The 24578-nt window shown below is 73.2% G+C and carries 23 protein-coding genes; 7 read left to right on the top strand and 16 right to left on the bottom strand.

The window, feature by feature from the left end; translation table 11 throughout:
• Positions 1-30: 30 nt before the first annotated feature.
• The 4 genes from dnaG to IH61_RS0110200 form a co-directional block, all read right to left on the bottom strand.
• Positions 31-1938: a DNA primase gene (gene dnaG, locus IH61_RS0110215; RefSeq protein ID WP_031068019.1), complete on the bottom strand. Its 1908-nt coding sequence runs from the start codon at positions 1936-1938 to the stop codon at positions 31-33.
• Between the two features lie 63 nt (positions 1939-2001).
• Positions 2002-3309 (bottom strand): deoxyguanosinetriphosphate triphosphohydrolase, encoded by a 1308-nt coding sequence (locus IH61_RS0110210; protein WP_037972176.1) that lies wholly within the window; start codon positions 3307-3309, stop codon positions 2002-2004.
• A 335-nt stretch (positions 3310-3644) separates the two neighbouring features.
• Positions 3645-4631, bottom strand: a complete 987-nt coding sequence (locus IH61_RS0110205) for an SGNH/GDSL hydrolase family protein (protein ID WP_051836705.1) — start codon at positions 4629-4631, stop codon at positions 3645-3647.
• Positions 4632-4782: 151 nt separating this feature from the next.
• Positions 4783-5727 (bottom strand): PAC2 family protein, encoded by a 945-nt coding sequence (locus IH61_RS0110200; RefSeq protein WP_031068016.1) that lies wholly within the window; start codon positions 5725-5727, stop codon positions 4783-4785.
• A gap of 660 nt (positions 5728-6387) precedes the next feature.
• Between IH61_RS0110200 and IH61_RS0110195 the strand changes: the two genes are divergently transcribed.
• A complete protein-coding gene (locus IH61_RS0110195) occupies positions 6388-7122 on the top strand; it encodes a GNAT family N-acetyltransferase (protein WP_037972173.1) in 735 nt (244 codons plus the stop codon).
• Positions 7123-7251: 129 nt separating this feature from the next.
• Here the strand turns inward: IH61_RS0110195 and IH61_RS0110190 are convergent, their stop codons facing one another.
• Positions 7252-8205 (bottom strand): ADP-ribosylglycohydrolase family protein, encoded by a 954-nt coding sequence (locus tag IH61_RS0110190; RefSeq protein ID WP_031068013.1) that lies wholly within the window; start codon positions 8203-8205, stop codon positions 7252-7254.
• Between the two features lie 112 nt (positions 8206-8317).
• Between IH61_RS0110190 and IH61_RS0110185 the strand changes: the two genes are divergently transcribed.
• On the top strand, positions 8318-9313 hold the full coding sequence (locus tag IH61_RS0110185) for a hypothetical protein (RefSeq protein ID WP_051836704.1): 996 nt from the start codon (positions 8318-8320) through the stop codon (positions 9311-9313).
• A gap of 1 nt (position 9314) precedes the next feature.
• Here the strand turns inward: IH61_RS0110185 and IH61_RS0110180 are convergent, their stop codons facing one another.
• The 8 genes from IH61_RS0110180 to IH61_RS0110145 form a co-directional block, all read right to left on the bottom strand.
• Positions 9315-9638, bottom strand: a complete 324-nt coding sequence (locus tag IH61_RS0110180) for a transcriptional regulator (RefSeq protein ID WP_031068009.1) — start codon at positions 9636-9638, stop codon at positions 9315-9317.
• Positions 9638-10111, bottom strand: coding sequence for a hypothetical protein (locus IH61_RS0110175; RefSeq protein WP_031068007.1), 474 nt, complete (start codon positions 10109-10111; stop codon positions 9638-9640). Before IH61_RS0110175 ends, IH61_RS0110180 begins: the two co-directional genes overlap by 1 nt.
• A 163-nt stretch (positions 10112-10274) precedes the next feature.
• Positions 10275-10793: a ribonuclease gene (locus IH61_RS0110170; protein ID WP_031068006.1), complete on the bottom strand. Its 519-nt coding sequence runs from the start codon at positions 10791-10793 to the stop codon at positions 10275-10277.
• Between the two features lie 320 nt (positions 10794-11113).
• Positions 11114-13822 (bottom strand): pyruvate, phosphate dikinase, encoded by a 2709-nt coding sequence (gene ppdK, locus IH61_RS0110165; protein WP_031068004.1) that lies wholly within the window; start codon positions 13820-13822, stop codon positions 11114-11116.
• Positions 13823-14375: 553 nt separating this feature from the next.
• On the bottom strand, positions 14376-15569 hold the full coding sequence (gene dusB, locus IH61_RS0110160; protein WP_031068003.1) for a tRNA dihydrouridine synthase DusB: 1194 nt from the start codon (positions 15567-15569) through the stop codon (positions 14376-14378).
• A 97-nt stretch (positions 15570-15666) separates the two neighbouring features.
• Positions 15667-16530, bottom strand: coding sequence for a DUF4097 family beta strand repeat-containing protein (locus tag IH61_RS49535; RefSeq protein WP_031068001.1), 864 nt, complete (start codon positions 16528-16530; stop codon positions 15667-15669).
• Entirely contained in the window at positions 16527-17177 is a 651-nt protein-coding gene (locus IH61_RS0110150) for a response regulator (protein ID WP_031068000.1), read from the bottom strand. The genes IH61_RS49535 and IH61_RS0110150 overlap by 4 nt, the downstream gene beginning before the upstream one ends.
• On the bottom strand, positions 17165-18385 hold the full coding sequence (locus IH61_RS0110145; protein WP_031067998.1) for a sensor histidine kinase: 1221 nt from the start codon (positions 18383-18385) through the stop codon (positions 17165-17167). The genes IH61_RS0110150 and IH61_RS0110145 overlap by 13 nt, the downstream gene beginning before the upstream one ends.
• Before the next feature lie 135 nt (positions 18386-18520).
• On the opposite strand from IH61_RS0110145, the gene IH61_RS0110140 reads away from it, so the two are divergent.
• Both IH61_RS0110140 and IH61_RS40655 read left to right on the top strand, forming a co-directional pair.
• A complete protein-coding gene (locus IH61_RS0110140; protein ID WP_031067996.1) occupies positions 18521-19081 on the top strand; it encodes a hypothetical protein in 561 nt (186 codons plus the stop codon).
• Complete coding sequence (locus IH61_RS40655) at positions 19078-19464, top strand: hypothetical protein (RefSeq protein ID WP_037972166.1); 387 nt, start codon at positions 19078-19080, stop codon at positions 19462-19464. Before IH61_RS0110140 ends, IH61_RS40655 begins: the two co-directional genes overlap by 4 nt.
• Here the strand turns inward: IH61_RS40655 and IH61_RS0110130 are convergent.
• Positions 19448-20314: a helix-turn-helix transcriptional regulator gene (locus IH61_RS0110130; protein ID WP_051836701.1), complete on the bottom strand. Its 867-nt coding sequence runs from the start codon at positions 20312-20314 to the stop codon at positions 19448-19450. The two genes, IH61_RS40655 and IH61_RS0110130, sit on opposite strands and share 17 nt — an antisense overlap.
• 94 nt (positions 20315-20408) lie before the next feature.
• Here IH61_RS0110130 and IH61_RS0110125 point away from each other — a divergent pair, with 94 nt between their 5' ends.
• On the top strand, positions 20409-21893 hold the full coding sequence (locus tag IH61_RS0110125; protein WP_037972164.1) for an MFS transporter: 1485 nt from the start codon (positions 20409-20411) through the stop codon (positions 21891-21893).
• A 251-nt stretch (positions 21894-22144) separates the two neighbouring features.
• Here IH61_RS0110125 and IH61_RS0110120 read toward each other — a convergent pair whose 3' ends face one another.
• Positions 22145-22507, bottom strand: a complete 363-nt coding sequence (locus IH61_RS0110120) for a MerR family transcriptional regulator (protein WP_031067990.1) — start codon at positions 22505-22507, stop codon at positions 22145-22147.
• A 370-nt stretch (positions 22508-22877) separates the two neighbouring features.
• Entirely contained in the window at positions 22878-23471 is a 594-nt protein-coding gene (locus IH61_RS0110115) for a hypothetical protein (protein WP_031067988.1), read from the bottom strand.
• Positions 23472-23559: 88 nt separating this feature from the next.
• Between IH61_RS0110115 and IH61_RS0110110 the strand changes: the two genes are divergently transcribed.
• Together IH61_RS0110110 and IH61_RS42755 are read left to right on the top strand one after the other, a co-directional pair.
• Positions 23560-24045 (top strand): SRPBCC family protein, encoded by a 486-nt coding sequence (locus tag IH61_RS0110110; RefSeq protein ID WP_031067987.1) that lies wholly within the window; start codon positions 23560-23562, stop codon positions 24043-24045.
• The gene (locus IH61_RS42755) at positions 24042-24575 is read left to right on the top strand and encodes a hypothetical protein (protein ID WP_051836699.1); all 534 of its coding nucleotides are present in this window, start codon (positions 24042-24044) and stop codon (positions 24573-24575) included. The genes IH61_RS0110110 and IH61_RS42755 overlap by 4 nt, the downstream gene beginning before the upstream one ends.
• Positions 24576-24578: the final 3 nt, after the last annotated feature.

The raw sequence follows: 24578 nt of genomic DNA, 5'->3' as shown, positions 1-24578 counted from the left end.
TGGCCGAGACTCGTGCGTCGACTTTCTGCGCTAGAGAGCCGCCGAGCCCCTGCTCTTGAGCTGATCGCCGTACTGCTGGAGCTGCCACAGCTCGGTCTGCACCGCGTGCAGCTGCTCCGCGTCGGCCCGGTGGCCGAGGCGCTGGAGGTAGGCGCGGCCCTCCGCGATGCGGCGGTCGACGGCCAGCAGGCGCAGCTTGACCAGGAACTCCCCGGCGTAGATCGCGTCGGCCTTGCGGCGGGAGCGGACGGGCTCCACGGTCAGCTCCGTCACCAGCGAGCGGACCCGGTCGTCCGGGCACGCCTCGCGCACGGCAGTGGTGAAGTCCTTCACGGTGGCCCCGTACGCGGCTCCGCCGGCCTTGGCGATGGCCTGGCGCACGGCGGTGTACGGCGGGGTCGGGAACTCGTCCTCGCCGTAGTGGTCGAAGGCCGGGCTGACCAGGTCCGGGTGCTGGAGGGCCAGCTTGAGCAGCTCGCGCTCGACGAACTGGGCGGCGTCGCGCGGGTTCAGCCGGAAGGCCGGCTGGGCGGGGCTCGGCGGCTGGACGGCCTCGGGGCGGCGCTGGGCGGCGGCGCCCCGGGGGTTCTGCTGGCGCTCGCGGTCCCAGCGGGCGAGCTGGGAGATCCGGCGGACGACGAACTGCTCGTCGAGGATGCCGAGCATGCCGGCCAGGCGGACGGCGTACTCGTGCTGGATCGAGCGGTCCTTGATCTTGGCGACGATCGGGGCCGCCTCCTCCAGCGCCGCCGAACGCCCCTCCGGGGTGTCCACGCGGTGCCGGGCGACGGCCGAGGTCAGGGCGAACTCGAAGAGCGGGACGGGGTTGTCGATCAGGTTCCGGACGGCCTCGTCACCCTGGGCCAGGCGCAGTTCGCAGGGGTCCATGCCGCCGGGGCTGACGGCGATGGAGGTCTTGGCGGCGAACTTCTGGTCGTCCTCGAAGGCGCGCAGGGCGGCCTTCTGCCCGGCGGCGTCGCCGTCGAAGGTGAAGACGGTCTCGCCCCGGTACTGGGAGGTGTCCATCAGCAGCCGACGGATGATCTTGATGTGGTCCTCGGCGAAGGCCGTGCCGCAGGTCGCCACCGCCGTGGTCACCCCGGCCAGGTGGCAGGCCATCACGTCGGTGTAGCCCTCGACCACCACCGCGCGGCCCGACTTGGCGATCTCCTTCTTCGCCAGGTCGATGCCGTACAGCACGTGGGACTTCTTGTAGATCGGCGTCTCGGGGGTGTTCAGGTACTTCGGACCGTTGTCGTCCTCGCGCAGACGGCGGGCGCCGAAGCCGACCACCTCGCCGGCGATGTCGCGGATCGGCCAGACCAGGCGGCCCCGGAAGCGGTCGATCAGGCCGCCGCGCTGCCCCTGCGAGGCCAGGCCCCCGAGCAGGATCTCCTTGTCCGTGAAGCCCTTGCCGCGCAGGAAGCGGACCAGGTGCTCCCACCCGACGGGCGCGTAGCCGACGCCGAAGGTCGTCGCCGCCTCCTCGTCGAAACCGCGCTCGGCCAGGAAGCGGCGCCCGATCTCCGCCTCCGGCGAGGCCAGCTGCTCCCGGTAGTAGGCGGACGCCACCTTGTGGGCCTCGACCAGGCGGGTGCGCTCGCCCTGCTGGTGGCGGGGGCTGTAGCCGCCCTCCTCGTAGCGCAGGGTGATCCCGGCCTGGGCGGCCATGCGCTCGACGGCCTCGGCGAAGGTGAAGTGCTCGATCTTCATCAGGAAGGCGATGGTGTCGCCGTTCTCCTGGCAGCCGAAGCAGTGGAAGACGCCCTTGGCGGGGTTCACGTAGAAGGAGGCGGACTTCTCGTCGTGGAAGGGACAGACGCCCTTGTACTCGCCACCGCCACCGTTGGTGAGCTGTACGTAGTCGCCGACCACCGCGTCGATCGGCAGTGCGCTGCGCACCGCCTGTACGTCTTCGTCCCTGATCCGCCCGGCCACCCCGGAAGTCTACTGGGGCGGCCGGGGTTTCCGGCCGGGGCCGCCTGAGCCGAAAGACACGGCCTACGTCCAGGCGGAGCCGACGAGGTTGGCGTGCAGGGCCAGGGCGGAGGCGTCGGTGAGGGTCGCGATCTGGTCGATGACGGTGCGCAGAGCGGCGCGGTCGTCCTCCGCCTCGTGGTACATCGCCGTGAAGACCGGGTCCAGGCCCTCGGGGGCGCGCTGGGTCAGTACGTACGCCAGCTCGGCGATCACGATCCGCTGGCGGGCCCGCAGCTGCGCCTGCTCGTCGCGCTGCATCACGTACCGGACGGCGACGGCCTTGAGCACCGCGCACTCCAGCCGCACGCCCCGGGGCACCACCAGCTCGGCCGTGTAGCGGGAGAGCCGGCCGGGGCCGTAGCGGGCGCGGGTGGCCTGCTCGGCGGCCAGGCAGAAGCGGCCGATGAGCTGACTGGTGAGGTCCTTGAGCCCGGCGCGGGCGCGGGCGGTGCCGTCGTAGGCGTCGGGCCACCAGTCCTGGGCGAGCAGCCGGTCGAGCGCGGCGGCGAGCTCCTCGGGCTCGGCGTCGCGGGCGTAGCGCTCGGCGACCTTGAACAGTTCGGCGCGCTCCTCCGGGCTGCGCAGGGCGGCCGGGTCGATGTGGCCGGCCTGGAGGCCGTCCTCGACGTCGTGGGTGGAGTAGGCCACGTCGTCGGACCAGTCCATGACGGTGGCCTCGAAGCACTTGCGCCCGGGCGGGGAGCCGGCCCGCAGCCAGCGGAAGACCGGCAGGTCGTCGGCGTAGACGCCGTACTTGGGCGAGGCCGGGTCGGTGGGGTGGGAGCCGCGCGTCCACGGGTACTTGGTGGCGGCGTCCAGGGCGGCGCGGGTCAGGTTCAGGCCCACGGCGCGGCCGGGCCAGGGCGCGAGCCGGCTCGTGGGCTCCTCCTGGGGCGCGAAGCGCTTGGGCTCGAGCCGGGTGAGGATGCGCAGCGACTGGGCGTTGCCCTCGAAGCCGCCGCAGGCTTCGGCGGCCTGGTCGAGGGCCTCCTCGCCGGTGTGGCCGAAGGGCGGGTGGCCGATGTCGTGGGCGAGGCAGGCCGTCTCCACCAGGTCCGGGTCGCAGCCGAGGGCGGCGCCCAACTCCCGCCCGACCTGGGCGCATTCGAGGGAGTGGGTGAGGCGGGTGCGCGGGAAGTCGCGGCGCATCGGGGCGACGACCTGCGTGGTACCGGCCAGGCGCCGCAGCGCCGCCGAGTGCAGCACCCGGGCGCGGTCGCGCTGGAACGCCGTACGGCCGGGGCGCTTGTCCGGTTCGGGGACCCAGCGGGCCTCGGCGGCGTGGTCGTACGGGATCGGGGCGGCGAGGCGGTGCGCGGTGTCGTCCATATGCGTCTCACGGTACGCCGCGCCCCCGACACGCGGGGTGAGCCGCGCACGAAGGGGCGTGGACGGGAGCGTGAACCCTCCCCCATACGCCCCTCGGCGGCACTAGCCTGCGGCCATGCCTGAAGGATCTTCATCACCGCCCGCGCCGCAGATGCCCCCGCTGGTGCTGCGCGGCACCCGGGCCCAGGCCCGACTGGAGCCGCTGCACGTGGTCGTCGAGCGGGGCGGGACCTCCACCGCATACCCGTCGAGGCCGTCGAACGGGTCGAGGCCCGGCCGGGGGTGGCCGGGCGGTAGCCGGGGGCCGGGTGGCCGGGTGGTAACCCGCCCCGGGCTCAGCCCTTGACGGCCTTGAGGACGACCGCGGCCACGGCCTCCTGCCCCTTGGCGTTGGGGTGGACGGGCGCCAGGCCCTCGGCCGGGAACGGCGGCTCGATCCAGCGGGCCTCCTCCCCCGCGCACATGTCGTGCCCGGTGGAGGGCGCGGCCGCGTCCACGAAGACCGCCCCGGCCGCCTCCGCGCGCTTCTTGAGCATGGCGTTGAGCTGCTGCTCCTTCTCCACGAGGAAGCCCAGGTCGCCGGGGGTGACGGTGCTGCCGAGCACCGGCTTGCAGACCGCCGGGTCGGCGGGCAGCAGCGAGGGGTACCCGACCACGAAGACCCGGGCCTGCGGGGAGCGGCGCTTGACCTCCTGCAGCGCCTGCCCGACCCGGTCGCCGGCCGCCTCGACCTTGCGCTGAACCTCGTCGGTGCCGTCGGAGGCGAAGTGGTCGCGGCAGGGCGAGGCGGAGCGCGCCCCGACGAGGCCCTTCACCACGTCGACCAGGTTGTCCTTGGCGCACTCGGTGACGACGTCCATGAAACCGGCGTCGTTGCCGCCGATGCCGAGGGTCACCAGCCGCGTCGCCGGGGTGAGGGCCTCGAACTGGGCCGGGTTGGAGCCGTCCCCCGTCCTCTGGGCGGCGGTGAGGTCCCCGGTGCGGGCGCCGGTGCAGCTGACGTCCTGGAACTGGGCGGCGGTCAGCCCGAGGGCCTTGGCGACCAGGGACGGGTAGTTGACCGAGGAGCGGGAGCAGCCGCGCGGCTCACCGACCTGCGGGGAGATCCTCATCCCGGCCGTGTACGAGTCGCCGAGCGCCACGTACGGCCAGGTGGGCGGCGGGGTGGGCGTCGGCGTCGCGTGCTCGCGGGCGGGCAGGGCGCCCGCGAAGCCGTCGCCCTCCGAGCCGCCGCTCGTGCAGCCGGTCAGCAGCAGGGCGGCCGGGAGCATGACGGCCAGACCGGCCGTCAGCGCGGCGGTCGGGCGGGTGGTCCTGGGCATGGCGTCCTCGGGAGGGTCGGCGTCACGGGCGGGCTCGTAGCGGCGGCCCGTCCCCCGGGCACCAAGGGCTCAACGCACGGGCCCGGCGGATGACTCCCGCCGGGCCCGGATCGTCGATCGGATCCACTCCGCCGGTTCCACTCCGCCGGTTCTACTCCGCGCCGCGCTCGTGCTCGGCCAGGAACTCCTCGAAGCGGCGGCCCAGTTCGTCCGCCGAGGGCAGGTCGACCGGCTCGGCCAGCAGGCTCTCGCGGCCCTCCGAACCGGCCACCGCGTCGTACTGGCCCTCCATGCCGCGGATCGCCGAGCGCAGCTCGCCGTCGCCCTGGGCCAGCTGCTCCTCGATGTCGGCGTACACCTCTCCGACGCGCTCGCGCAGGCCCGCGCCCGGCAGGACCAGGCCCGTGGCCGACTGCACGGCCTCCAGGATCACCACGGCCGCCGCCGGGTAGGCGGAGCGGGCCACGTAGTGCGGGACGTGGACGGCGAAGCCCAGCACGTCGTGCCCGGCCTCGGCCAGGCGGTACTCCAGCAGGGCCTGGGCGCTGCCGGGCACCTGCGCCTGCTCGAACCACTGGGGGTACCCCGCCGCAAGGTCGAGCCGGTTGCCGTGCGGCGTCAGGCCGACGGGGCGGGTGTGCGGCACGCCCATGGGGATGCCGTGGAAGTCGACGCTCAGCCGGACCTCGAAGCGCTCGACCAGCTCGCGCACCGCCCGGGCGAAGCCCTCCCACTCGACGTCCGGCTCCGGGCCGGTGAGCAGCAGGAACGGCGCGCCGGCCGCGTCGTGGACCAGCTGGAGCAGGATCTCCGGCGGGTCGTAGGACGTCCAGCGGTCGCGGTCGAAGACCATCGCGGGACGCCGGGCCCGGTAGTCCACCAGGCGGTCGTGGTCGAAACGGGCCACCACCTGCGGAGAACCCGTCTCCAGCAGGTGCTCCACCACCTGGCCGCCGGCCTCCCCCGCGTCCATGAAGCCCTCGAACTGGTGCAGCAGCACGAGGCCCGCGCCGGTGTCGCGCAACTGCGCGTTGGCCGTGGCCACCGCGGCCACGCCCTGCTGATCCAGCTCGTACAGCGCCTGGAAGTCACGCACCGCGCACCCAACCCCGATCTCTGCTCGCTCCGCCGTCGCTCCGACGCACCGGCCTGTCGTCCACTCCAGCGTGCCGGGCGCCGCCGGAATTCCCGTGCACCCGGACCCGGCTCGAGACCTCCCTCGCCCGCCGTCCCGGACCATGATCGCACCCGGGTACAAAACCGCTGGTCACAGGGTGTGCGGAGGGCCCTTCCGGGGCCCGCCGCAGCGGGTCGTCACGACATTCGCGCGCCGCGAAGTGACGCACCGCCTTCTGGCGGGTATCGTCCTCTCGCTGCCTCGCATCGTCGCGTCGTCGTCACGTCGTCCGTAACGCCGTCGATCACGTCCCGGTCCGATGCTCGGCCAGTCACCCACGACGCATCTTGCCTTCACCTGGCCGCCTGCTTCCCTTCGCGCACTCCTCCCCTCTTCGGCCATTTCGCGGACGCACACTGTCCCCTCGCTCATCCCGCCGGACCGGTCCGAGGACCCGCGTCCGTTCCGGCACCGCGCCGCCCGTTCCGGGCCGCCGCCCCCCGCCCCGCCCGACCGGAGTGATCCGGCGCACACGGGTACCCGGTGGGCGGTTCCGGGCCGGGGCGAACAGTCCACAGCAGCCCGTGCCGCACTTCGGTGCGGGATGCGCCCTACGACCGATGAAGGACCGAAGGTTCCGTGCCCGTACCTGTCATCCTCACCGGCCGCACCGTGCGGCTGGAGCCCCTCGCCGCGCACCATGCCGAGGCCATCGCCAAGGCCGGCGCCGAGGACCGTACGACCTACGCCTTCACCCCCGTCCCGCACGGCCTCGAAGCGGCCCGCGACTACGTCGCGCGCGCCCTCGCGGACCAGGCCGCCGGCCGGGCGGTGCCGTTCGCGACGGTGAGCACCGCGGACGGCCGGGTGGTCGGATCCACCCGGTTCCTGGAACTCGACTACTGGCAGGGCCCGCTGGTGTGGCCGCCCGCGCCCGGGGTGCCCTTCGGCGACCCGGCCACGGCCGTCCCCGACGCGGCCGAGATCGGCAACACCTGGCTCTCGCCGCGCGCCCAGGGCACCGGCATCAACACCGAGGCCAAGCTGCTGATGCTCCGCCACGCCTTCGAGACCTGGGGCGTGCAGCGCATCTCGCTGCGCGCGGACGCCCGCAACCTGCGCTCCCGCACCGCCATCGAGCGCCTCGGCGCCACCTCCGAAGGGGTGCGCCGGGCCCACTCGCGCGGGCTGGACGGGGTCGTGCGCTCGACGGCGTTCTACTCGATCCTCGACGACGAGTGGCCCGCCGTGCGGGACATCATCGAACTGCGGATCGCCGCGGCCACCTCGCCGAGCGCGCCGGACCCGTCGATCAACCAGGAGTGTCTTAGACACGGCGGCACTGGCGCCGGGCATCTGATGATCCCGGCCTGACCCGGGCTGCCGGGCTGCCGCTCGGGCCGGGGGACGGCCCGAGCGGGGGCGCTGGGGTGTGGGGCTACGGGGCTGCGGGGCTACCGGGCTGCGGGGCTACCGGGCTGCGGGGTCGCGGTCCGGGCCGGGCTACGGCCCGGCCGGCTCCGGGAACGCCCAGGCGGGCAGCGGTTCGCGGGCGGCCAGCCACTCGGGCGGGATGCCCGCGGTGCCGGTGCGGGCCGCGACCACGCCGCCGGTGATCGCCGCGACGGTGTCCATGTCGCCGCCCGCCCCGATCGCCTCCCACACGGCGGTGCGGTAGTCGGTCAGGTGCCGGGCCGCGCACCACAGGGCGTACGGGACGGTGTCGAGGGCCGAGGTGCGGCTGCCGTTGCCGAGCAGGCGGGCCACCGCCTGCGCGTCCGACTGCCCCAGCAGGGCCACCGCCTCGGCGAGGGCCCTGCGTACGGCGCCCTGCGGGGTGAGCTCGACCACCGCCTCCAGGAAGCCCTTCGGCGCCGTCGTCGCTGTTGTCGTCGCCGTTGTCGTCGCCGTTGTCGGCGTCGGTGCCTCGCTGCGCGCCCGCGCGGCGAGGGCCGCTGCGACGGCGACCGCGACCGCCCCGTCCACCGCCTGCGGGTGGGTGTGGGTGATGACGGCGGTGTCGACGGCGGGGCCGACCACGGCCGCCGGGTCGTGCGCGTACGCCGCCCCCAGCGGGGCCACCCGCATCGCGGCGCCGTTGCCGTACGAGCCCTGGCCGTCGAAGAGCCCCGCGGCGAGCGCCTTCGCGTCGCCGCCCTCGCGGATCAGCCGCAGCAGGCGGTTCGCGGACGGGCCGTAGCCCCGGTCGAAGTCGTGGTGGTGGGCGAAGGCGTGGGTGAGCTCGGCGGTGTCGATCGCGCCGCGCGCGGTGTGCGCGGCGTACACCGAGCAGGCCATCTCGGTGTCGTCGGTCCACGGCCAGGGGCCGGGCGGGTCGGTGCGGGTGGCGAAGTGGGCGCGGGCCGTGGCCGGGACGAACATCTGCGCGCCGAGGGCGTCGCCGACGGAAAGGCCGTTGAGGGCGTCGAACGCCGGGCCGGTGTGTGCGGTCGTCATATGGGCCCCAGCCCAGCGGACCGGACCCGGGTTCGTCAACACCGTTGTTGTCCGGACTCCCCCCAAGGCTGATGTTTCGCATACCTCCGATCCGGACGGGCAGCACCGGGGTATGACCCGCGCGAACCCCCTCGACCCGCTCGTGCTGCTCGGCGCCGACCAGCAGCACGTCGCCACCCGGGCGCAGCTGCGCCGGCTCGGCGTGCCCTCCGGGACCATCGCCCACCGGCTGCGCCCCGGCGGGCCCTGGCAGCAGGTGCTGCCCCGGGTGATCTGCCTGCAGACCGGGCGACTGACGGCTCATCAGAAAATGCGCGCCGCACTGGCGTACGCGAGTCCGAAGGGGCGCGAGCCGCAGGCCGGGGAGGTGCTGCTGACCGGGATCGTCGTACTGGCGGAGGCCGGGCTGCCGAGCGCCGGGCACCCGGCCGACGTCGCCGAGGTGGACGTGCTGATCCCCGGGCGGCGGCGGGTCGGGGAGCGCGGGTTCGTCCGGGTGCACCGGGCGTCCGGGCCGATGCCGGGCGGGGTCGAGCGGGGGGACGGGCTGTGGGGCACCACGGTGGCGCGGGCGCTGGCGGACCTCGCGCCCCGGGAGAGCGGGCAGCGGCGGTTCCGGGCGCTGTGCGCGGAGGCGGTGCAGCGCCGGGCGTGCGAACTCGGGGAACTGCTGGACCAGTTGCTCGCCCGCCCCGGTGCGCTGGGCCTGCCGCAGGTGGCCCGGGTGGTGGAGGAGCTGACGGCCGGGGTGCGGTCGGTGGTCGAGGGCGAGGCCCGCGAGCTGATCACCCACGCGGGCCTGCCCGAACCGCTGTGGAACCCGGTGCTGTTCCTGGACGGCCGCTTCCTCGCCGTGCCCGACGCCTACTGGCCGCACGCCTGCGTGGCCCTGGAGATCGACTCCCGCGCCTGGCACCTGCGCCCGGCCGACTACGAGCACGGCCTCACCCGCGCCAACCGGCTGACGGCCGCCGGGCTGCCGGTGGTGCGGACCACGCCCGTGCAGCTGCGGCGCGATCCGACACCGGTGCTGCACGAGCTGACGGCGCTGGTCACCACCGGGCCGCACGGGCCGCACGACAGGATCAGCTGGCGGCGGGCACGGTGAATCAGCCCGCGGTGGTGGAGTGTTGGGAGCCGGCGGCCTCGGCGGCTGCCACCATCCGCTGGAATTCTGCGAGTTGGCCGGCGAGGGCCGCCCGGCCGGTGCGGGTGGCGGCGAGCCAGGTGCGGGGGCGCTTGCCGACGTAGCCCTTCTTGACGGTCAGGTAGCCGGCCTCCTCCAGGGCGGTCGCGGCCTTGCTCAGCACCGAGTCGGAGACCTCGCAGTGGTCGCGCACCGCGCCGAACTCGGCCTCGTGGCAGGCGGAGAGGAAGGCGAGGACGGTCAGCCGGGTGGGGTGCTGGAGCAGCGGGTCCAGGGCGGGGGGCATCAGCCGGCCTCCTGCAGGCGCCGGACCCGGCGGCCGAGCCGGTTGGTGCCCGCCCAGAAGGTCAGGCCGGCCGCGAGCCCGGCGGCTCCGCCGATCCAGCGCGGGCCGCCGCCGGACTGCCAGGCGAGCACCATCCCGGCCGCCGACGCGGCGCAGACCGCGAGGACCGCCAGCGCGACCGGGCCCGCGATACCGTCCGGCACGCCCCGGCGGACGATGCCGTCGCTGCGCACGGCGACCCGGGCGAGGACTCCGGTCAGGGCGGCGAAGCCGCCCGCAAGCGCGGCGATCATGGCGAACTGCCGGGCCTCGATGACCTGGCCGATCCCCAGCCCGTAGGCGGTGAAGGCGAAGGCGAAGGCCGGGCCGTACCAGCCGGGCAGCTCTCCCGGCCGTCGGGCGGCCGCGTCGGCCCGCTCGGCCAGGCGCAGCGCCTCGGCGGCGGGAAGCGGTGTGGGAACGGAATCACTCATGGCAGCCCCCTCGTCGGTGATGGTGGTTTCAGAATGGCACATACTTTCCTAGTTGGAAAGTACATTCCGGCGGGAAGGGGAGGCGGCCGGCCGGACGTGAGGGATACGGCGCGGCCCCCGCTCCGGGAGAAGGAGGCGGGGGCCGGGAAGCCGGGGGCGCGGGTCAGCAGCGGGGGTCGATCTCCTGGAAGGTGGCGTAGTGGTCCGGGGACCAGTACTGCTCGCCGGAGCCGCCGGTGACGACCCGTCGGGTGCCGCGGTCGTTGGAGCCCGGGGTGACGACGGTGAACTCGTGGTAGTAGCCGTCCGTCTTCTTCGGCAGCCGGCTCTCGCGGTTCTCGAAGACGATGCCGTCCCGGTTGTACGGGTAGGGCCCGTTCTTGGCGATCAGGGCGAGGGTGTCCTGGGCCTGGCTGGGGAGCTTGGTGCGGCAGACGTCGGCCAGCGCGGGGTCGGCGGGGACCCAGGTGCCGGCGCCGCCGCCACCGCCGGGCGGCGGGGTGGGCTTGGGCGCGGAGGGCTTGGGGGCCGAGGTGCCCGAGGTGCCCGCGGTGGCGGTGGAGGTCGCGGCAGCCTTGGGGTGGCTGCCGCCGCCCTTGCCGGCGAGGAGGTAGCCGACTCCGGCCAGGGCCGCCAGGATCAGGACGGCCACGACGAGGAGCGGGCTCTTGCGTCTGGTCATGCGCCCCAGCTTGGCAGGCGCGGGCGCCGCGTCCGATCAGGTACACGCGTGGTGGAGGCCACACGTCCGCGCGTCCGAACGTCCACGCATCAGCGTGTCCACACGTCCGCGCGGGCGCGGGACTACGCGAGTAGTGGCACTACCGCAGTAGTGCCACTACGGAAGTAGTAACGGCCGGGCGGGAACGGACGCCGTTGTCCGTTCCCGCCCGGCCGTGTCACGTACGCCGGTTCTCCTGCGCCGAGCTCCGGTGTACGCCCTCCCGACGGGAGGGATGAGCGGTCAGTCGAGTCCGCGCGAGGTGGGGATGCCTACCCTCCTCAGCGCGAGTCGCTGCCCGCCGTCTCGATGGCGGCGCGGCCGGCCTCCAGGCGCGCCACCGGGATGCGGAAGGGGGAGCAGGAGACGTAGTCCAGCCCCACCTCGTGGAAGAAGTGGACGGAGTCCGGGTCGCCGCCGTGCTCGCCGCAGACGCCGAGCTTGAGGTCGGGGCGGGTGGCCCGGCCGGCCTCGACGGCGTGCTTGACGAGCGAGCCGACGCCGTCGCGGTCGATGGTCTCGAACGGGGAGACCCCGAAGATGCCCTTCTCCAGGTAGGCGGTGAAGAACGAAGCCTCCACGTCGTCGCGGGAGAAGCCCCAGACCGTCTGGGTGAGGTCGTTGGTGCCGAAGGAGAAGAACTCGGCGGCCTCGGCGATCTGCCCGGCGGTCACGGCGGCGCGCGGCAGCTCGATCATGGTGCCGAGCTTGATGTCCAGCTGGACGCCGGTGGACTGGGCGACCTCGGCGAGCACGCGCTCGCACTCGTCGCGGACCAGCTCGAGCTCCTGGACGGTGCCGACCAGCGGGATCATCACCTCGGGGCGCGGGTCCCCGCCGGCGAGCCTGCGCTCGGCGGCCGCCTCGGCGATGGCGCGCACCTGCATGCCGAACAGGCCGGGGATGACCAGGCCGAGGCGCACGCCGCGCAGGCCCAGCATCGGGTTCTGCTCGTGCAGCTTGTGCACGGCCTGGAGCAGGCGCAGGTCGTTCTCGTTCGGGTCCTTGCGGGCCTCGGCGAGGGCGACGCGCACCGACAGCTCGGTGATGTCGGGCAGGAACTCGTGCAGCGGCGGGTCGAGCAGGCGGACGGTGACGGGCAGCCCGTCCATCGCCTGGAACAGCTCGAGGAAGTCGCTCTTCTGCAGCGGCAGCAGGGTGGTGAGGGCCTGCTCGCGGTCCTTGTCGTTGTCCGCGAGGATCAGGTGCTCGACCTCCTTGCGGCGCTCCTCGCCGAGGAACATGTGCTCGGTGCGGCACAGGCCGATGCCCTGGGCGCCGTAGCGGCGGGCGCGCCCGCCGTCCTCGGCGTTGTCGGCGTTGGCCCGCACGGCGAGGCGGCGGCGGCCGTCGGCGTGGGACATCAGGCGGTGGACGGCCTGGACGAGCCCGCCCTGGACGTCGGCGCCGGCGTGCAGGGTGCCCTCGAAGTACTCGACGACGGGGGACGGCAGGACGGGCACCTCGCCGAGGTAGACCTTGCCGCTGGCGCCGTCGATGGAGACCAGGTCGCCCTCGTGGACGACGAGGCCGTCCGCGGTGGTGAACTTGCGGGACTTGGTGTCGACCTCCAGCTCCTCGGCGCCGCAGACACAGGTCTTGCCCATGCCGCGGGCGACGACGGCGGCGTGCGAGGTCTTGCCGCCGCGCGAGGTGAGGATGCCCTCGGCGGCGATCATGCCGTCCAGGTCGTCGGGGTTGGTCTCGCGGCGGACGAGGATGACCTTCTCGCCGGAGCGGGACCACTTGACGGCCGTGTACGAGTCGAAGACGACCTTGCCGATCGCGGCGCCCGGGGAGGCGGCCAGGCCCCAGCCGATCTGCTTGGACTCGGCGGTCGGGGCGAAGCGCGGGAACATCAGCTGGGCCAGCTGGCCGCCGGTGACGCGCATCAGCGCCTCGTCCAGGTCGATCAGGCCCTGGTCGACGAGCTGGACGGCGATGCGGAAGGCGGCGGCGGCGGTGCGCTTGCCGACGCGGGTCTGGAGCATCCAGAGCTTGCCGCGCTCGATGGTGAACTCGATGTCGCAGAGGTCGCGGTAGTGGTTCTCGAGCGTCTGCATGATCGCCATGAGCTCGTCGTACGACTTCTTGTCGAGGTTCTCGAGCTCGGACAGCTGCAGGGTGTTGCGGATGCCGGCCACCACGTCCTCGCCCTGGGCGTTGGAGAGGTAGTCGCCGTAGACGCCCTGGGTGCCGGTGGAGGGGTCGCGGGTGAAGGCGACGCCGGTGCCGGAGTCCTCGCCGAGGTTGCCGAAGACCATGGTGCAGACGTTGACCGCGGTGCCCAGGTCGTTCGGGATGCGCTCCTGGCGGCGGTAGAGCCGGGCGCGGTCGCCGTTCCAGGAGTGGAAGACCGCGTGGATGGCGAGGTCCATCTGCTCGCGCGGCTCCTGCGGGAAGGCCCGGCCGGTCTCGCGCTCGACGATGCCCTTGAACACCTCGACGAGGGCCTTGAGGTCCGCGGCGTCCAGGTCCAGGTCGTTGACGGTGCCCTTGGCGTGCTTGGCCTCGTCGAGGGCCTCCTCGAACAGCTCGCCCTCGACGCCCAGCACGGTCTTGCCGAACATCTGGACCAGGCGGCGGTAGGAGTCCCAGGCGAAGCGCTCGTTGCCGGACTGCGCGGCGAGGCCCGTCACCGACTCGTCGGAGAGGCCGATGTTGAGGACGGTGTCCATCATGCCGGGCATGGAGAACTTGGCGCCGGAGCGTACGGAGACGAGCAGCGGGTTGTCGGCCTGGCCGAGCTTCTTGCCCATCTCCTTCTCGAGGGCGTCCAGGTGGGCGCTGATCTCCTCGTGGAGGGAGGTGGGCTCACTGCCGGTCTCCAGGAAGACCTTGCACGCCTCGGTGGTGATGGTGAACCCCGGAGGGACGGGGAGCCCCAGGTTGGTCATCTCGGCCAGGTTCGCGCCCTTGCCGCCGAGAAGGTCCTTGAGGTCCTTGTTTCCTTCGGTGAAGGAGTAAACAAACTTCTGCTGGGACGTCACGGGAAGGTCTCCTCGAACGCGGTTGCCCTGACGCCGGAGAACATACCCATTTCGAAGGCACTTCTCTGCCCTGAATAGGCCACACGAGGCCGGTACCGCGGGGTAACCCGCTAGATCGAATGCACATAAAGGTGTTCACCTCTGTTGGTGAAATCGTCCGGCTGACGCGATGCTGCGTTCAAGTCTTGAACGCGTCGCAACACGAGGATCACACCAACCGGACGCAGAGTGGTGGCTGATCGCCCCTCGTGTTTCCCCGGCTTGATTTCCTGCACCCGATCGGCCGAACTCCGGCCACCCGGCTTCGGGAAGCGATCCATGGCCGACCTGTCCAATTCGTCCACTGGCCGGGCGTCAGTCGACCCCGCATGTGGTCAGCGTCACCAGCGCATCTCACCGATCGAGCGGGGCCCATCCTCACACTGCGCGGCGGTTCGCGCACCTTGAGTCATATGATCACGCCGAAAAGGAGCCCTCCTGTCCAGAATGGACAAGAGGGCTGGTCCTTGATGGCCAGAGGCCCGAAAGGGGCCACTTCGCCACTTCGGCTAGCTCATCCGCCGGAGGTGTCCGATTCGGCATCTTCGCCGGGGCGGGCGCAGTCGTACGGATCGTCCAACCACCCCTCGGGCAGGACCACCCGGCCGTTGCCGCTGGTGCGGCCCCGGGGGCCGTCCGCGCCGATCGGCCAGGTCTGGGTCTGCTCCACCTGGGCGAGGGTTTCGGCCAGTTCGGCCAGGGAGGAGGAGTTGGCGAGCCTCACCCGCAGCTCGGAGCCGACCGAGAAGCCCTTGGTGTACCAGGCGACGTGCTTGCGGAAGTCGACCACGCCGCGGGTCTCGTCCCCCATCCACTCGCCGAGCAGCTGGGCGTGGCGCACCATCGCCCGCGCCACGTACCCGAAGTCCGGGCGGGCGTGGTCCACGTCGCCCTCGAAGATCGCCACCAGGTCCTTGAACAGCCACGGCCGGCCCAGGCAGCCGCGGCCCACCACCACGCCGTCGCAGCCGGTCCCGCGCATCATCCGCAGCGCGTCCTCGGCCGACCAGATGTCCCCGTTGCCGAGCACCGGGACGTGCGCCGGGACGGACTCGCGCAGCCGGGCGATCGCCGACCAGTCGGCCGTACCGCCGTAGTGCTGGGCGGCAGTGCGCCCGTGCAGGGCGATCGCGGCCACGCCCTCCTCGGCGCCTATGCGGCCGGCGTCCAGGTAGGTGAGGTGGTCGTCGTCGATGCCCTTGCGCATCTTCATGGTCACCGGCAGGTCCCCGGCGTTGGCCACGGCCTCGCGCAGGATCTCGCGCAGCAGGTTGCGCTTGTACGGCAGGGCCGAGCCGCCGCCCTTGCGGGTGACCTTGGGGACGGGGCAGCCGAAGTTGAGGTCGATGTGGTCGGCCAGGCCCTCGTCCGAGATCATCCGGGCGGCCTTGCCGACGGTCACCGGGTCGACGCCGTACAGCTGGATCGAGCGGGGCTTCTCGCTCGCGTCGAACTTGATCAGCTGCATGGTCTTGGCGTTGCGCTCGACCAGCGCCCGGGTGGTGATCATCTCGGAGACGAACAGGCCCTTGCCGCCGCTCTGCTCGCGGCACAGGGTGCGGAAGGGGGCGTTGGTGATCCCGGCCATCGGGGCCAGCACGACCGGCGGCCACACCCGGATCGGGCCGAGGTCCAGCGGCGCGAACTCGGAGTCGGGCGCGGCGCTCGGTGCGGTGCCGGGCGCGGTGGGGGCGGGCGTGGCTGTCATGGGCGCGGCTGACCTCGGATCGGGGACGGGACTCTCCATTGTCCCCCACTCGGGTCAGCCGTTTCCTCCCCTTCCTCTCCCGGCCGACGGCCCTCGCCTACCGGCCGCTGTTGTAGCCGATCTGCAGCGAGCCCGAGCCGACCGCGGCCACCAGGCTGTTCGGGCTGGAGGCGTCCCCCAGCGACCCGTCGATCTGGCTGCTGCCGGAGCCCGTCCTGCTGTTGATCCTGTAGTGGCTGTCCCTGGGCAGGGTCACGGTCACCGAGCCGGAGTTCGTGGTCGCGTTGACGTTCGCGGGCGCGGTGGCGAAGTCCAGCTGCACCGAGCCGGAGTCGCTGGTCGCCTCCACCCTGTTCGACTTGAGCTCGCTGCCCTGCACCATGCCGGAGGTGGTCCTGGCGTGCACCGGGCCGGTGAGGCGGTTCAGGTTGATCGCCCCGGAGGTGCCCTCCAGGGCGACGGGCCCGGTGAGGTCCTCCAGCTCGACGCTGCCCGAGGTGACCAGGCCGCCGACCTCGACGCCGGGCGGCACCTTCAGGTCGATCTGGGCTCCGCAGTTGTAGAAGGAGAGCTGGCGCCGGCACTGGACGTCGACGTTCATCACCCCGGCGGCGCTGACATCGACCTTCACCTTCGGCTCGCTCACCGTCCAGTCGAGAGTCTTGGTCAGCAGGACCTGGCCGTCCGAACCCGGCCTGATGCGCACGGACGCGCTGCCCGTCACCAGCTGGATCCGGTGGACGGCGACGGGGTACACCGTGTCCTCGACGCGTTCCTGTTTGGCCACGACGGCGAGGGTCTGCCCCGCGCCCGTGACCAGGACGACGAGCACGGTGACCACGCCGGTGATCCGCCAGATCCGGGTGGTCCGGGCGGTCCGGTCGATCCGGGTGGTCCGTTCGGTCCGGGTGGTCGGGTCTGTCGGGGCAGTCCGGCCGGTCGGGTCTGTCGGGGCGGTCACGCTCCCCCCACCTCCAGGAAGCGCAGCACCGCCATCACCCGGCGGTGGCTCTCGTCCGTCGGCGGGAGGTCGAGCTTGGTGAGGATCGAGTTGATGTGCTTGGCCACCGCGCTGTCGCTGACCACCAGGGCCGCGGCGATGGCCGCGTTTGAGCGGCCCTCCGCCATCAGCCCGAGGACGTCGCGCTCGCGCGGGGTCAGCTTCTCCAGCGGGTCGTTCTTGCGGCGCACCAGCAGCTGGGCGACGACCTCCGGGTCCAGGGCGGTGCCGCCCGCGGCGACGCGCTGGAGCGCCTCCACGAAGTCGTCCACGTTGGCGACGCGCTGCTTGAGCAGGTAGCCGACGCCGCTGGTGTTGGTGGCCAGGAGGTCGGCGGCGTAGCGCTCCTCGACGAACTGGGAGAGCAGCAGCACGGCGACCTGGGGCCACTGGCGGCGGATGATCATGGCGGCCTTGACGCCCTCGTCGTGGAAGCCCGGGGGCATCCGTACGTCGGCGACCACCACGTCGGGGAGGTGCTCCTCGACGGCGGCCAGCAGTTCGACGGCGTCCCCGACGGCGGCGACGACCTCGAAGCCCACCGCCTCCAGGACCTTGACCAGGCCGACCCTCAGCAGGACCGAGTCCTCGGCGATCACAGCGCGCACGGCAACTCCACGGAGATGGTGGTGGGGCCCCCGAGGGGGCTGACTACGGACAGGGTTCCGTCGACGGAGGCGGCGCGCTTGCGCAGTCCGGTGAGCCCGGTGCCGCGCGAGGCGTCGGCGCCGCCCACGCCGTCGTCGCTGATGACCAGGCGCAGCCGGCCGCCGTCCGTACGCACCGAGACGTCGACGGAGGCGGCGCGGGCGTGCTTGGCCACGTTGGTGAGGGCCTCGGAGACGGTGAAGTAGGCGACGGCCTCGACGGTCGGGGCGATCCGCTCGGAGAGCTCGACGTCCAGGCGCACCGGCAGGGGCGCGCGGGCGGCGATGCCGGAGAGGGCGGCGTCCAGGCCCCGGTCCTCCAGGACGGCGGGGTGCAGGCCCCGGACCAGGTCGCGCAGCTCGTCGATGGCCGCCTGGGCCTCGGCGTGCGCGTCCTCGATGACCTGCATGACCTCGGGCGGGACGTCCTTGAGGGTGCGCTTGGCCAGGCCCAGGTTCATCGCGAGGGAGGTGAGGCGCTGCTGGGCGCCGTCGTGCAGATCGCGTTCGATGCGGCGGCGTTCGGCGTCGACGGCGTCGACCAGGCCGGCCCGGCTCTCGGCGATCTCCTCGACGCGGCGCTCCAGTGCCTCCGCGCGGTTCGGGCCCAGCAGCTTCTGCGCGGCGAAGACCTCCAGCCAGGCCAGGGCGGCGGTGAGCCAGGGCGTCACGACGATCAGTACGACGCCGACCACGACGAGCAGGACGTCCAGGCCGGCCAGGTCGTGGCGCACCCCGGCGTCGGCCGGCAGCAGCCAGACCCAGGCGTAGAGGGTGGTGAGGGTGAGGGCGACGCCCCAGAGGTAGACGACGCCCAGGGCTCCGGCGGCGAGGACGGGGCCGACCAGGAGGTGGTGCACGAACTGACGCCAGTTCAGGCCCAGGCGCAGCGGGCCGATCCGCCAGGTGAGGGAGGCGCTGGGCGGCGGCACCTCGACGCCGTACAGGGCGCGCAGCCGTCCGCGCTGGGCGGCGGTCAGCAGGCGGGCGCAGGTCAGCATGAGGGCGAGGACCGGCAGGACCGTGTCGGGTGAGAGGACGGCCGTCCAGACCGGGACGGCCAGGGGTATGCCGGCGGCGGTGAAGCGGGTGTCCCGCCAGACCCCGGGCGACCACGGTGGGCGCCCCAGGCTCCTGACGAGCGCCCGGCGCAACGTGGTGGAGGTCATGGCCGACAGCGTAGAACCCGAAGATCAGGGACCACCATGAAGGGGGGTTCCGGGTGGGGGTGTAGCTAGCTACACCCCCGTTTCGGTGTGGAGCACCACCGACAACGACCCCCGTGGGGCGGGAGCCTTGACGGCATGACGACGACCGCTTCGCACTCCGCCACCCCGCCGCACCGGCGGCCCGCCCTCGGGGGTCACGGGGGTGTCCCCGAGGGCGGGCTGCGCCCTGCGGCGGGGCCGGAGGGTGCGCTGCCGGCCGGCGTCGGCCCCTGGTCGGTCCGCTGTGTGCGGCCGAACCGGGGGCGGGCGGCGCTGGAGCTGTACCAGGACGGCGAGTTGGCCGATGTGCTGGTCGCGGCGCGGCTGACCTCGCAGCTGCTGCGGGGTGCGCGGCGCTGCCCGTCCACCTCCGGTGGGCCCCGGGCGGCGCGGTCCTGGCAGGCGCTGGCCTGGGGGCGGCTGCCGGCGGACGGGGCGGTGCCGGCGGTGGAGTTCACCGGGCGGCGGCGGTTCCGGTCGGCGCCGGTCGCGGTGGCGGCCGAAGTGGTCACGGTGGCCGGGGAGTTCTGGCTGGCGTGGGCGCAGGGGCCGGTGGGCGCGGTGGTGGTGCGGGTCGCCGAGGCCGGTGTGGCCGAGCGGCTGCCGCTGGAGCGGGTGCGCGGGGTGCAGGGCGCGCCGGTCGGGGGTGCCCGATGAGCACCGCCGTCGCGTTCGGCGCCCCGGCGTCGTACGTCCCCTCCGCCCGCCTCGCCCGGGTGCCGCTGGTGGCGGCCGTCGCCCTGGTGCCGTGGCTGCTGATGCTCGCCGCCCGGCACGAGACGCCGTGGGTGGTGCTGGACCTCGCGGAGTTCTCCGTCCTGCTGTGGCTGGACGCGCTGGTGCGTCGGCGCAGCGCGGGTGCCGCCCGGGTGGGTGCGGTCGCGGCCCTGCTGCTGGCGGGGGACGCGCTGGTGGACGTGGCCTTCGCCGGGCCGGGGCACGAGGTGCTGGCGGCGCTGGTGATGGCGGGGTGCGTGGAACTGCCGCTGGCGGCGGTGTGCGTGCTGCTGGGGCGGACGGGCGCTACAGCCGCTGCATGAGGGTGCGGGACTCCTCGTCGAGCGGGGTGTAGGCGATCATGCGGGTGCCCTGGGAGGGGCCGAGCCAGAAGTTGGTGTACTCGCAGCTCAGCAGGCCGACGCCCGGCACCTGGAAACGCTTGACGCCGTTGCCGGGAAGGGCCACGTCGTGCTGCTGCCAGGACTCCTCGAAGTCCGGGGACGCCTTGCGCAGCCGGGTCAGCAGGCACTTCCAGGCCGGTTCGGAGCCGTGGTCGGCCATCGCCGAGCGGAACCGGGCCACCATGCCGGGCCGTTCGCTGCGGTAGTCGATGAGCACCTTGCGGAAGTGCGAGGGGGTGAACGCCAGCCACAGCAGGTTGCGGTCCTCGGGCGGGAGTTCCTCGAGGTCGCCGACGAAGGCGGGGTAGGTGCGGTTGTACGCCAGTACGTCGTAGCGGCTGTTGATCACCACCGCCGGGTAGGGCTCCATCTGCTTCAGGAGCAGTCGCACGCCCGTGGTGACCGAGAGGCACTGGCGCACCGGGGCCGGGTCGTCGGCGCCGGCGAGGGTGAACAGGTGGGCGCGCTCGCTCTGGTCCAGCAGCAGCGTGCGGGCCACCGCGTCCAGCACCTGGGCGGACACCTGGATGGCGCGCCCCTGCTCCAGCCACGTGTACCAGGTGACCCCGACGGCGGCGAGCTGCGCGACCTCCTCGCGGCGCAGGCCCGGGGTGCGGCGGCGGCCGGTCATGGGCAGGCCCACCTGCTCGGGGGCGATGCGCTCGCGGCGGCTGCGCAGGAACGCGGCCAGCTCGTGGCGGCGGACGTCGCCGGGGCTCGCGGGCTGTTGGGTGACGGGGGTGGAGTGGGCTTGCGGGGCCTGCGTCATGACGCTCATCATCCCAGGATGCTGCAGGGGGCAGGCGGTTGCCAGGTACTCGTTATACCTGGATAAGGACACTCTGGTACCAGGCTGAGGCGCGATGGATCGTAGGACCGTGACCCGACAACTCGCCGACTCCCCCACCCTCGCCCGTCCCGCAGCCGCTCCCTCCTCCGCCTCCCCGTCCGACAGCCCGTCCGGCAGCCCGTCGCTGGGCACCGCCGGACTGGTGACCGTCCTGCTCGGGGCGTTCCTGCCGATGCTGGACTTCTTCATCGTCAACGTCGCCCTGCCCACCATCGACCACGACCTCGCCGCCGGGCCCGCCGTCCTGGAACTCGTCGCCGCCGGGTACGGCATCGCCTTCGCCGTCCTGCTCGTCCTAGGCGGGCGGCTCGGCGACACCTACGGCCGCCGGCGGCTGTTCGTCATCGGCGCCGTCACCTTCGCCCTCACCTCGCTGGCCTGCGGCCTCGCCCCCGGCGCGTGGACCCTCGTCGCCGCCCGGGCCGCCCAGGGCGCCTCGGCCGCGCTGCTGCTGCCCCAGGTACTCGGCACCATCACCGCCGCCACCGAAGGCGCCCGGCGCGGGCGGGCGCTGAGCATCTACGGCGCGGCCGGCGGGATCGCGGTGGTCATCGGGCAGGTGCTCGGCGGGATGCTCGTCGCCGCCGACCTGTTCGGCACCGGGTGGCGCTCGGTGTTCCTGATGAACGTGCCGTTCGCGCTGATCGCCGTCGTCCTGGCCGTCCGGTACGTGCCGGAGAGCCGCGCCACGACGGCGGCCAAGGTCGACGTGCCCGGGACCGTGCTGCTCACCGCCACGCTGCTCTCGCTGCTCGTGCCGCTGATGGAGGGCCGCGCGGCCGGGTGGCCGGTCTGGTCCTGGGTGCTGCTCGCCCTGTTCCCGGTCCTGGCCGTCGCGTTCGCCCTGGTCGAGCGCCGGGCCGAGCGCGACGGGGGCACGCCGCTGGTGCCGCCGTCCCTGCTGCGCATCCCGGAGATGCGGCGCGGGCTCGGCATCGCGCTGCCGTACTTCGCGGGCTTCGGCGGCTTCATGTTCGTGATCGCCGTCGTCCTCCAGCAGGGCCTGCACCTCGGCGTGGTCGCGGCCGGGTGGGCGCTGGTGCCGATGGCGGTCGGCTACTTCTCCGCCTCGCTGGCCAGCCCCCGGCTGCTCGGACGCTGGGGCAGCCGGGTGCTCAGCGCCGGGGCCGTGGTCCAGGGGACGGGCCTGGCCGCGCTCGCGGTGACCGTCCTCACCGACTGGGAGCACCTGACGCCGCTGGCGATGGCGCCCGGCGTGGCCCTCGCGGGCATCGGACAGGGCCTGATCGGCACCCCGCTGTTCCGGATCGTCCTGTCCAAGGTGCCCGCCGCCCGGGCCGGCGTCGGCTCCGGGGTGCTCGCCACCGGGCAGCAGTCCAGCCTGGCGCTCGGAGTCGCCACCCTCGGCTCGCTGTACCTGGCGCTCTCGCCGAGCCTGGGGGTGGACCGGGCGCTGGCGATCTGCCTGGGCCTGCAGTTCACCGGGTCGGTCACCATCCTGTACCTGACCACCCGACTGCCGCGGTCCATCGGCTGAGGCTTCCCGCCTCTCCCGGGGCGGGCGGGGACTACGCCGGTAGTGCCACTACTTCGGTAGTGGCACTACCGGCGTAGTGGTGTTCTCCCCCCCGCGGCGGCACTACGGAAGTAGTGGCACTACTTCCGTAGTTCAGGCGCCGTCAGGGACCGTCAGGGGTCGCGGAGGGGAAGCGACCATGGCCGCAGCCCTCCGCCTCCACATCGGTATCAAGGTCGAGACGTCGGTTCGCTCCGTCGGGCCGTGCCCCGTCAGACCATGCTCCGGACCACGGACACGTACTCGCGGATGGCGTCCCGGTTGCGGGTCAGGCAGTCGATCCGTCTCGACATCCGCTCGGTCTCCGACTCCAGGGTCTCCAGCATCTCCGGGGTGGCCTCGGCGAAGTGGATCGTCCGGGGCGCCTCCAGGCAGGGCAGGATCTGCTTGATGATGCGGGTCGGCAGGCCCGCGTCCAGGAGGCCCCGGATCTGCAGCACCCGGTCCACCAGGCAGTCGTCGTAGTCGCGGTAGCCGTTGGGCCGGCGGCTCGGGGTGATCAGGCCCTGCTCCTCGTAGTAGCGCAGCAGGCGCGGAGTGCTCTCCGTCATCCGGGCAAGCTCGCCGATCCGCATGTGACCACCCTTACGCCGGGGCCGGAGTCCGGCCGACTGGACCTTGACATGGATGTCGACGATAGAACATCGGCCCCCTGCCGACACCTGAACTCCGCTCCCCCGCACAGGCAGTGGTAGCCACCGTCCCGCCCCCGCCGCCACCGCTCGTGGCCTCGCCGACTGGACGCCGCCGACGATCGACATCCAGCTCGGCTCGGCCTCCGACGCCCTTCTTCTGAACGATCCTCTCGGCCCGTGGCTCCGAGAGCCATGCCACCAGCGCTCTCGCACAGGTGGAGACTCCCCGAAGCCCCCGGTCACCCCCGCATCGGTCGACGTCGGCCACGGCGTCCGACGGGGTGCCCGCGCCCCTGGCAGAGGGTGGGTGCTAGTCGGCGGGCAGGGCGGTGAGGTAGGTGTCCAGGCGGGTGATCACGTTGCGCAGGATGTCCACGGAGGTGAGGGGGTCGCCGGGGAGTTCGAGGGAGTGGTCCGCCGAGGGGATCTCCAGGATCTGGTGGCCGGTTGCGGTGGCGGTCGGGCCGTTCCACCAGTGGTCGGCGGTGCCGCCGATCAGGAGGGTCGGGGCCTTGGCCGCGTGGAGGGAGGCGGCGACTTGCTCGGCGGTGAGGAGGGGGGTGAGCCAGACGGCGGGGAGGTCGCGTTCAGCGGCGAGGCCGCCGGCGAGGGAGCCGAGCGACTTGCCGAGCAGCAGTCCGCAGGCGCCGTTCTCCGCGTCGATGGCGCGGGCGGCCTCGTCCTCGACCCAGGCGATCCGCTCGTCCATCGGGAGGCCGCTGAGGTCGCCCGGCGGCTGCCACCACAGCTCCTGGACGGTCCAGCCGTGCCGGAGCAGCACCTCACGGGCGAAGTGCAGCAGCGGTCGGGCCGGCGAGTAGCCGACACCGGGGACGACCAGGGCGACGCGGCCCCGGCCCGCGTCGTAGCGGGTGGGGAGGGAGAGGGGCGGCTGGGTGGTCATGGGGCCAACATAGCCGTGCCGTGGGCGGGCTGACATTCTTCGGTTCACGGAGTTCCGCCGCCGCTTCGCCGAGTTCAGGGGAGATCCCATGCCGTGGTTCACGCTCGAACGGTTCGACCTGTCCTTCTTCGACACCGCCCCGCACCGCCACTCGTACACCATGGACCTGCCCGTCAGCCCCGAGGCCGTCTGGGAGGGGCTGGCCGGCCCCGCGCCGCTGTCCTGGTGCCGGGGGCTGAGCAACGGCCGCTACACCTCTCCCCCGCCGCACGGCGTCGGCGCGACCCGCGAGGTCACCGCGATCCAACTGCTGCACCTGCGTGAGGAGTTCGTGCGCTGGGAGGAGGGCAGGCGGCACTCGTTCCTGGTCACGGAGGCCACCCTGCCGATCTTCCGTCGCTTCGGCGAGGACTACGAGGTCGTCCCCACCCCGACCGGCGCCCGCTTCACCTGGACGTTCGCCTTCGAACCCGAACCGCTGCTGCGCCGCCCCGCCGCGCTCACGGACGCGCCCGGCGTCAGGTTCATGAAGAAGCTGATCGCCGACACCAAGCGGCACTTCGGCGCCGCATGACGGCCGTGGACCGGGACCTGGTGTGGCGGTTCGCCGAACTGCGGTGGCGCTGCGGCACGTCGGCGGGCTTCGTCGCCGCCTGTACGGGCGATGCCCGGCGCGCCCGCACGGCCGCCGAGCTCGGCACGCGGGCGTACGCGGTCGCCCCGCTGGACCTACGGGCGCTGGAGGCGATTGCCGAGGAACTCGCCGTGATGGAGCGCGAGTTGGACGACCACCCGCTGAAGCCCGTCGACCCCGCGCCGGACGAGCTCGACCGCATCATCCGCGAACACGCCCGGGACGTCCTGCGCCCCCTCCTGCCCGACGGGCACCAGCAGCATTGGGAGTACACGCGCAGCTCGTTGGACTACCACTTCCGGCTCCTGTGCGGCCTGCCCGACCTCGACCCCGCCGCCCACCGGGACGCCCACTACCTCTACGGACGCGCCACCATGGCCCTCGACCTCGGCCACTCGGCCGCCTTCGGCCGGGCGTACGCGCAACTGCGCGCCCTGTGGGAGGCGAACCGGCCGGAGGACGACGCATGACGT

Origin of the sequence: Streptomyces sp. NRRL WC-3742 (assembly GCF_000720635.1) — a bacterium.
In the GTDB taxonomy this organism is placed as follows: Bacteria; Actinomycetota; Actinomycetes; order Streptomycetales; family Streptomycetaceae; genus Kitasatospora.
This window is presented reverse-complemented; position numbering and strand designations above follow the sequence as displayed.

Bases quoted from the DNA above. Each gene is read 5' to 3' on its own strand.
- IH61_RS0110115 (WP_031067988.1), bottom strand. From the start codon at position 23,471: ATGACCACCCAGCCGCCCCTCTCCCTCCCCACCCGCTACGACGCGGGC.
- IH61_RS0110110 (WP_031067987.1), top strand. From the start codon at position 23,560: ATGCCGTGGTTCACGCTCGAACGGTTCGACCTGTCCTTCTTCGACACC.
- IH61_RS40655 (WP_037972166.1), top strand. From the start codon at position 19,078: ATGAGCACCGCCGTCGCGTTCGGCGCCCCGGCGTCGTACGTCCCCTCC.
- IH61_RS0110140 (WP_031067996.1), top strand. From the start codon at position 18,521: ATGACGACGACCGCTTCGCACTCCGCCACCCCGCCGCACCGGCGGCCC.
- IH61_RS0110180 (WP_031068009.1), bottom strand. From the start codon at position 9,638: ATGCCCCCCGCCCTGGACCCGCTGCTCCAGCACCCCACCCGGCTGACC.
- IH61_RS0110205 (WP_051836705.1), bottom strand. From the start codon at position 4,631: ATGCCCAGGACCACCCGCCCGACCGCCGCGCTGACGGCCGGTCTGGCC.
- IH61_RS0110185 (WP_051836704.1), top strand. From the start codon at position 8,318: ATGACCCGCGCGAACCCCCTCGACCCGCTCGTGCTGCTCGGCGCCGAC.
- IH61_RS0110175 (WP_031068007.1), bottom strand. From the start codon at position 10,111: ATGAGTGATTCCGTTCCCACACCGCTTCCCGCCGCCGAGGCGCTGCGC.
- IH61_RS0110190 (WP_031068013.1), bottom strand. From the start codon at position 8,205: ATGACGACCGCACACACCGGCCCGGCGTTCGACGCCCTCAACGGCCTT.
- IH61_RS0110120 (WP_031067990.1), bottom strand. From the start codon at position 22,507: ATGCGGATCGGCGAGCTTGCCCGGATGACGGAGAGCACTCCGCGCCTG.
- IH61_RS0110125 (WP_037972164.1), top strand. From the start codon at position 20,409: ATGGATCGTAGGACCGTGACCCGACAACTCGCCGACTCCCCCACCCTC.
- dusB (WP_031068003.1), bottom strand. From the start codon at position 15,569: ATGACAGCCACGCCCGCCCCCACCGCGCCCGGCACCGCACCGAGCGCC.
- IH61_RS0110210 (WP_037972176.1), bottom strand. From the start codon at position 3,309: ATGGACGACACCGCGCACCGCCTCGCCGCCCCGATCCCGTACGACCAC.
- IH61_RS0110170 (WP_031068006.1), bottom strand. From the start codon at position 10,793: ATGACCAGACGCAAGAGCCCGCTCCTCGTCGTGGCCGTCCTGATCCTG.
- IH61_RS42755 (WP_051836699.1), top strand. From the start codon at position 24,042: ATGACGGCCGTGGACCGGGACCTGGTGTGGCGGTTCGCCGAACTGCGG.
- IH61_RS0110145 (WP_031067998.1), bottom strand. From the start codon at position 18,385: ATGACCTCCACCACGTTGCGCCGGGCGCTCGTCAGGAGCCTGGGGCGC.
- IH61_RS0110130 (WP_051836701.1), bottom strand. From the start codon at position 20,314: ATGACGCAGGCCCCGCAAGCCCACTCCACCCCCGTCACCCAACAGCCC.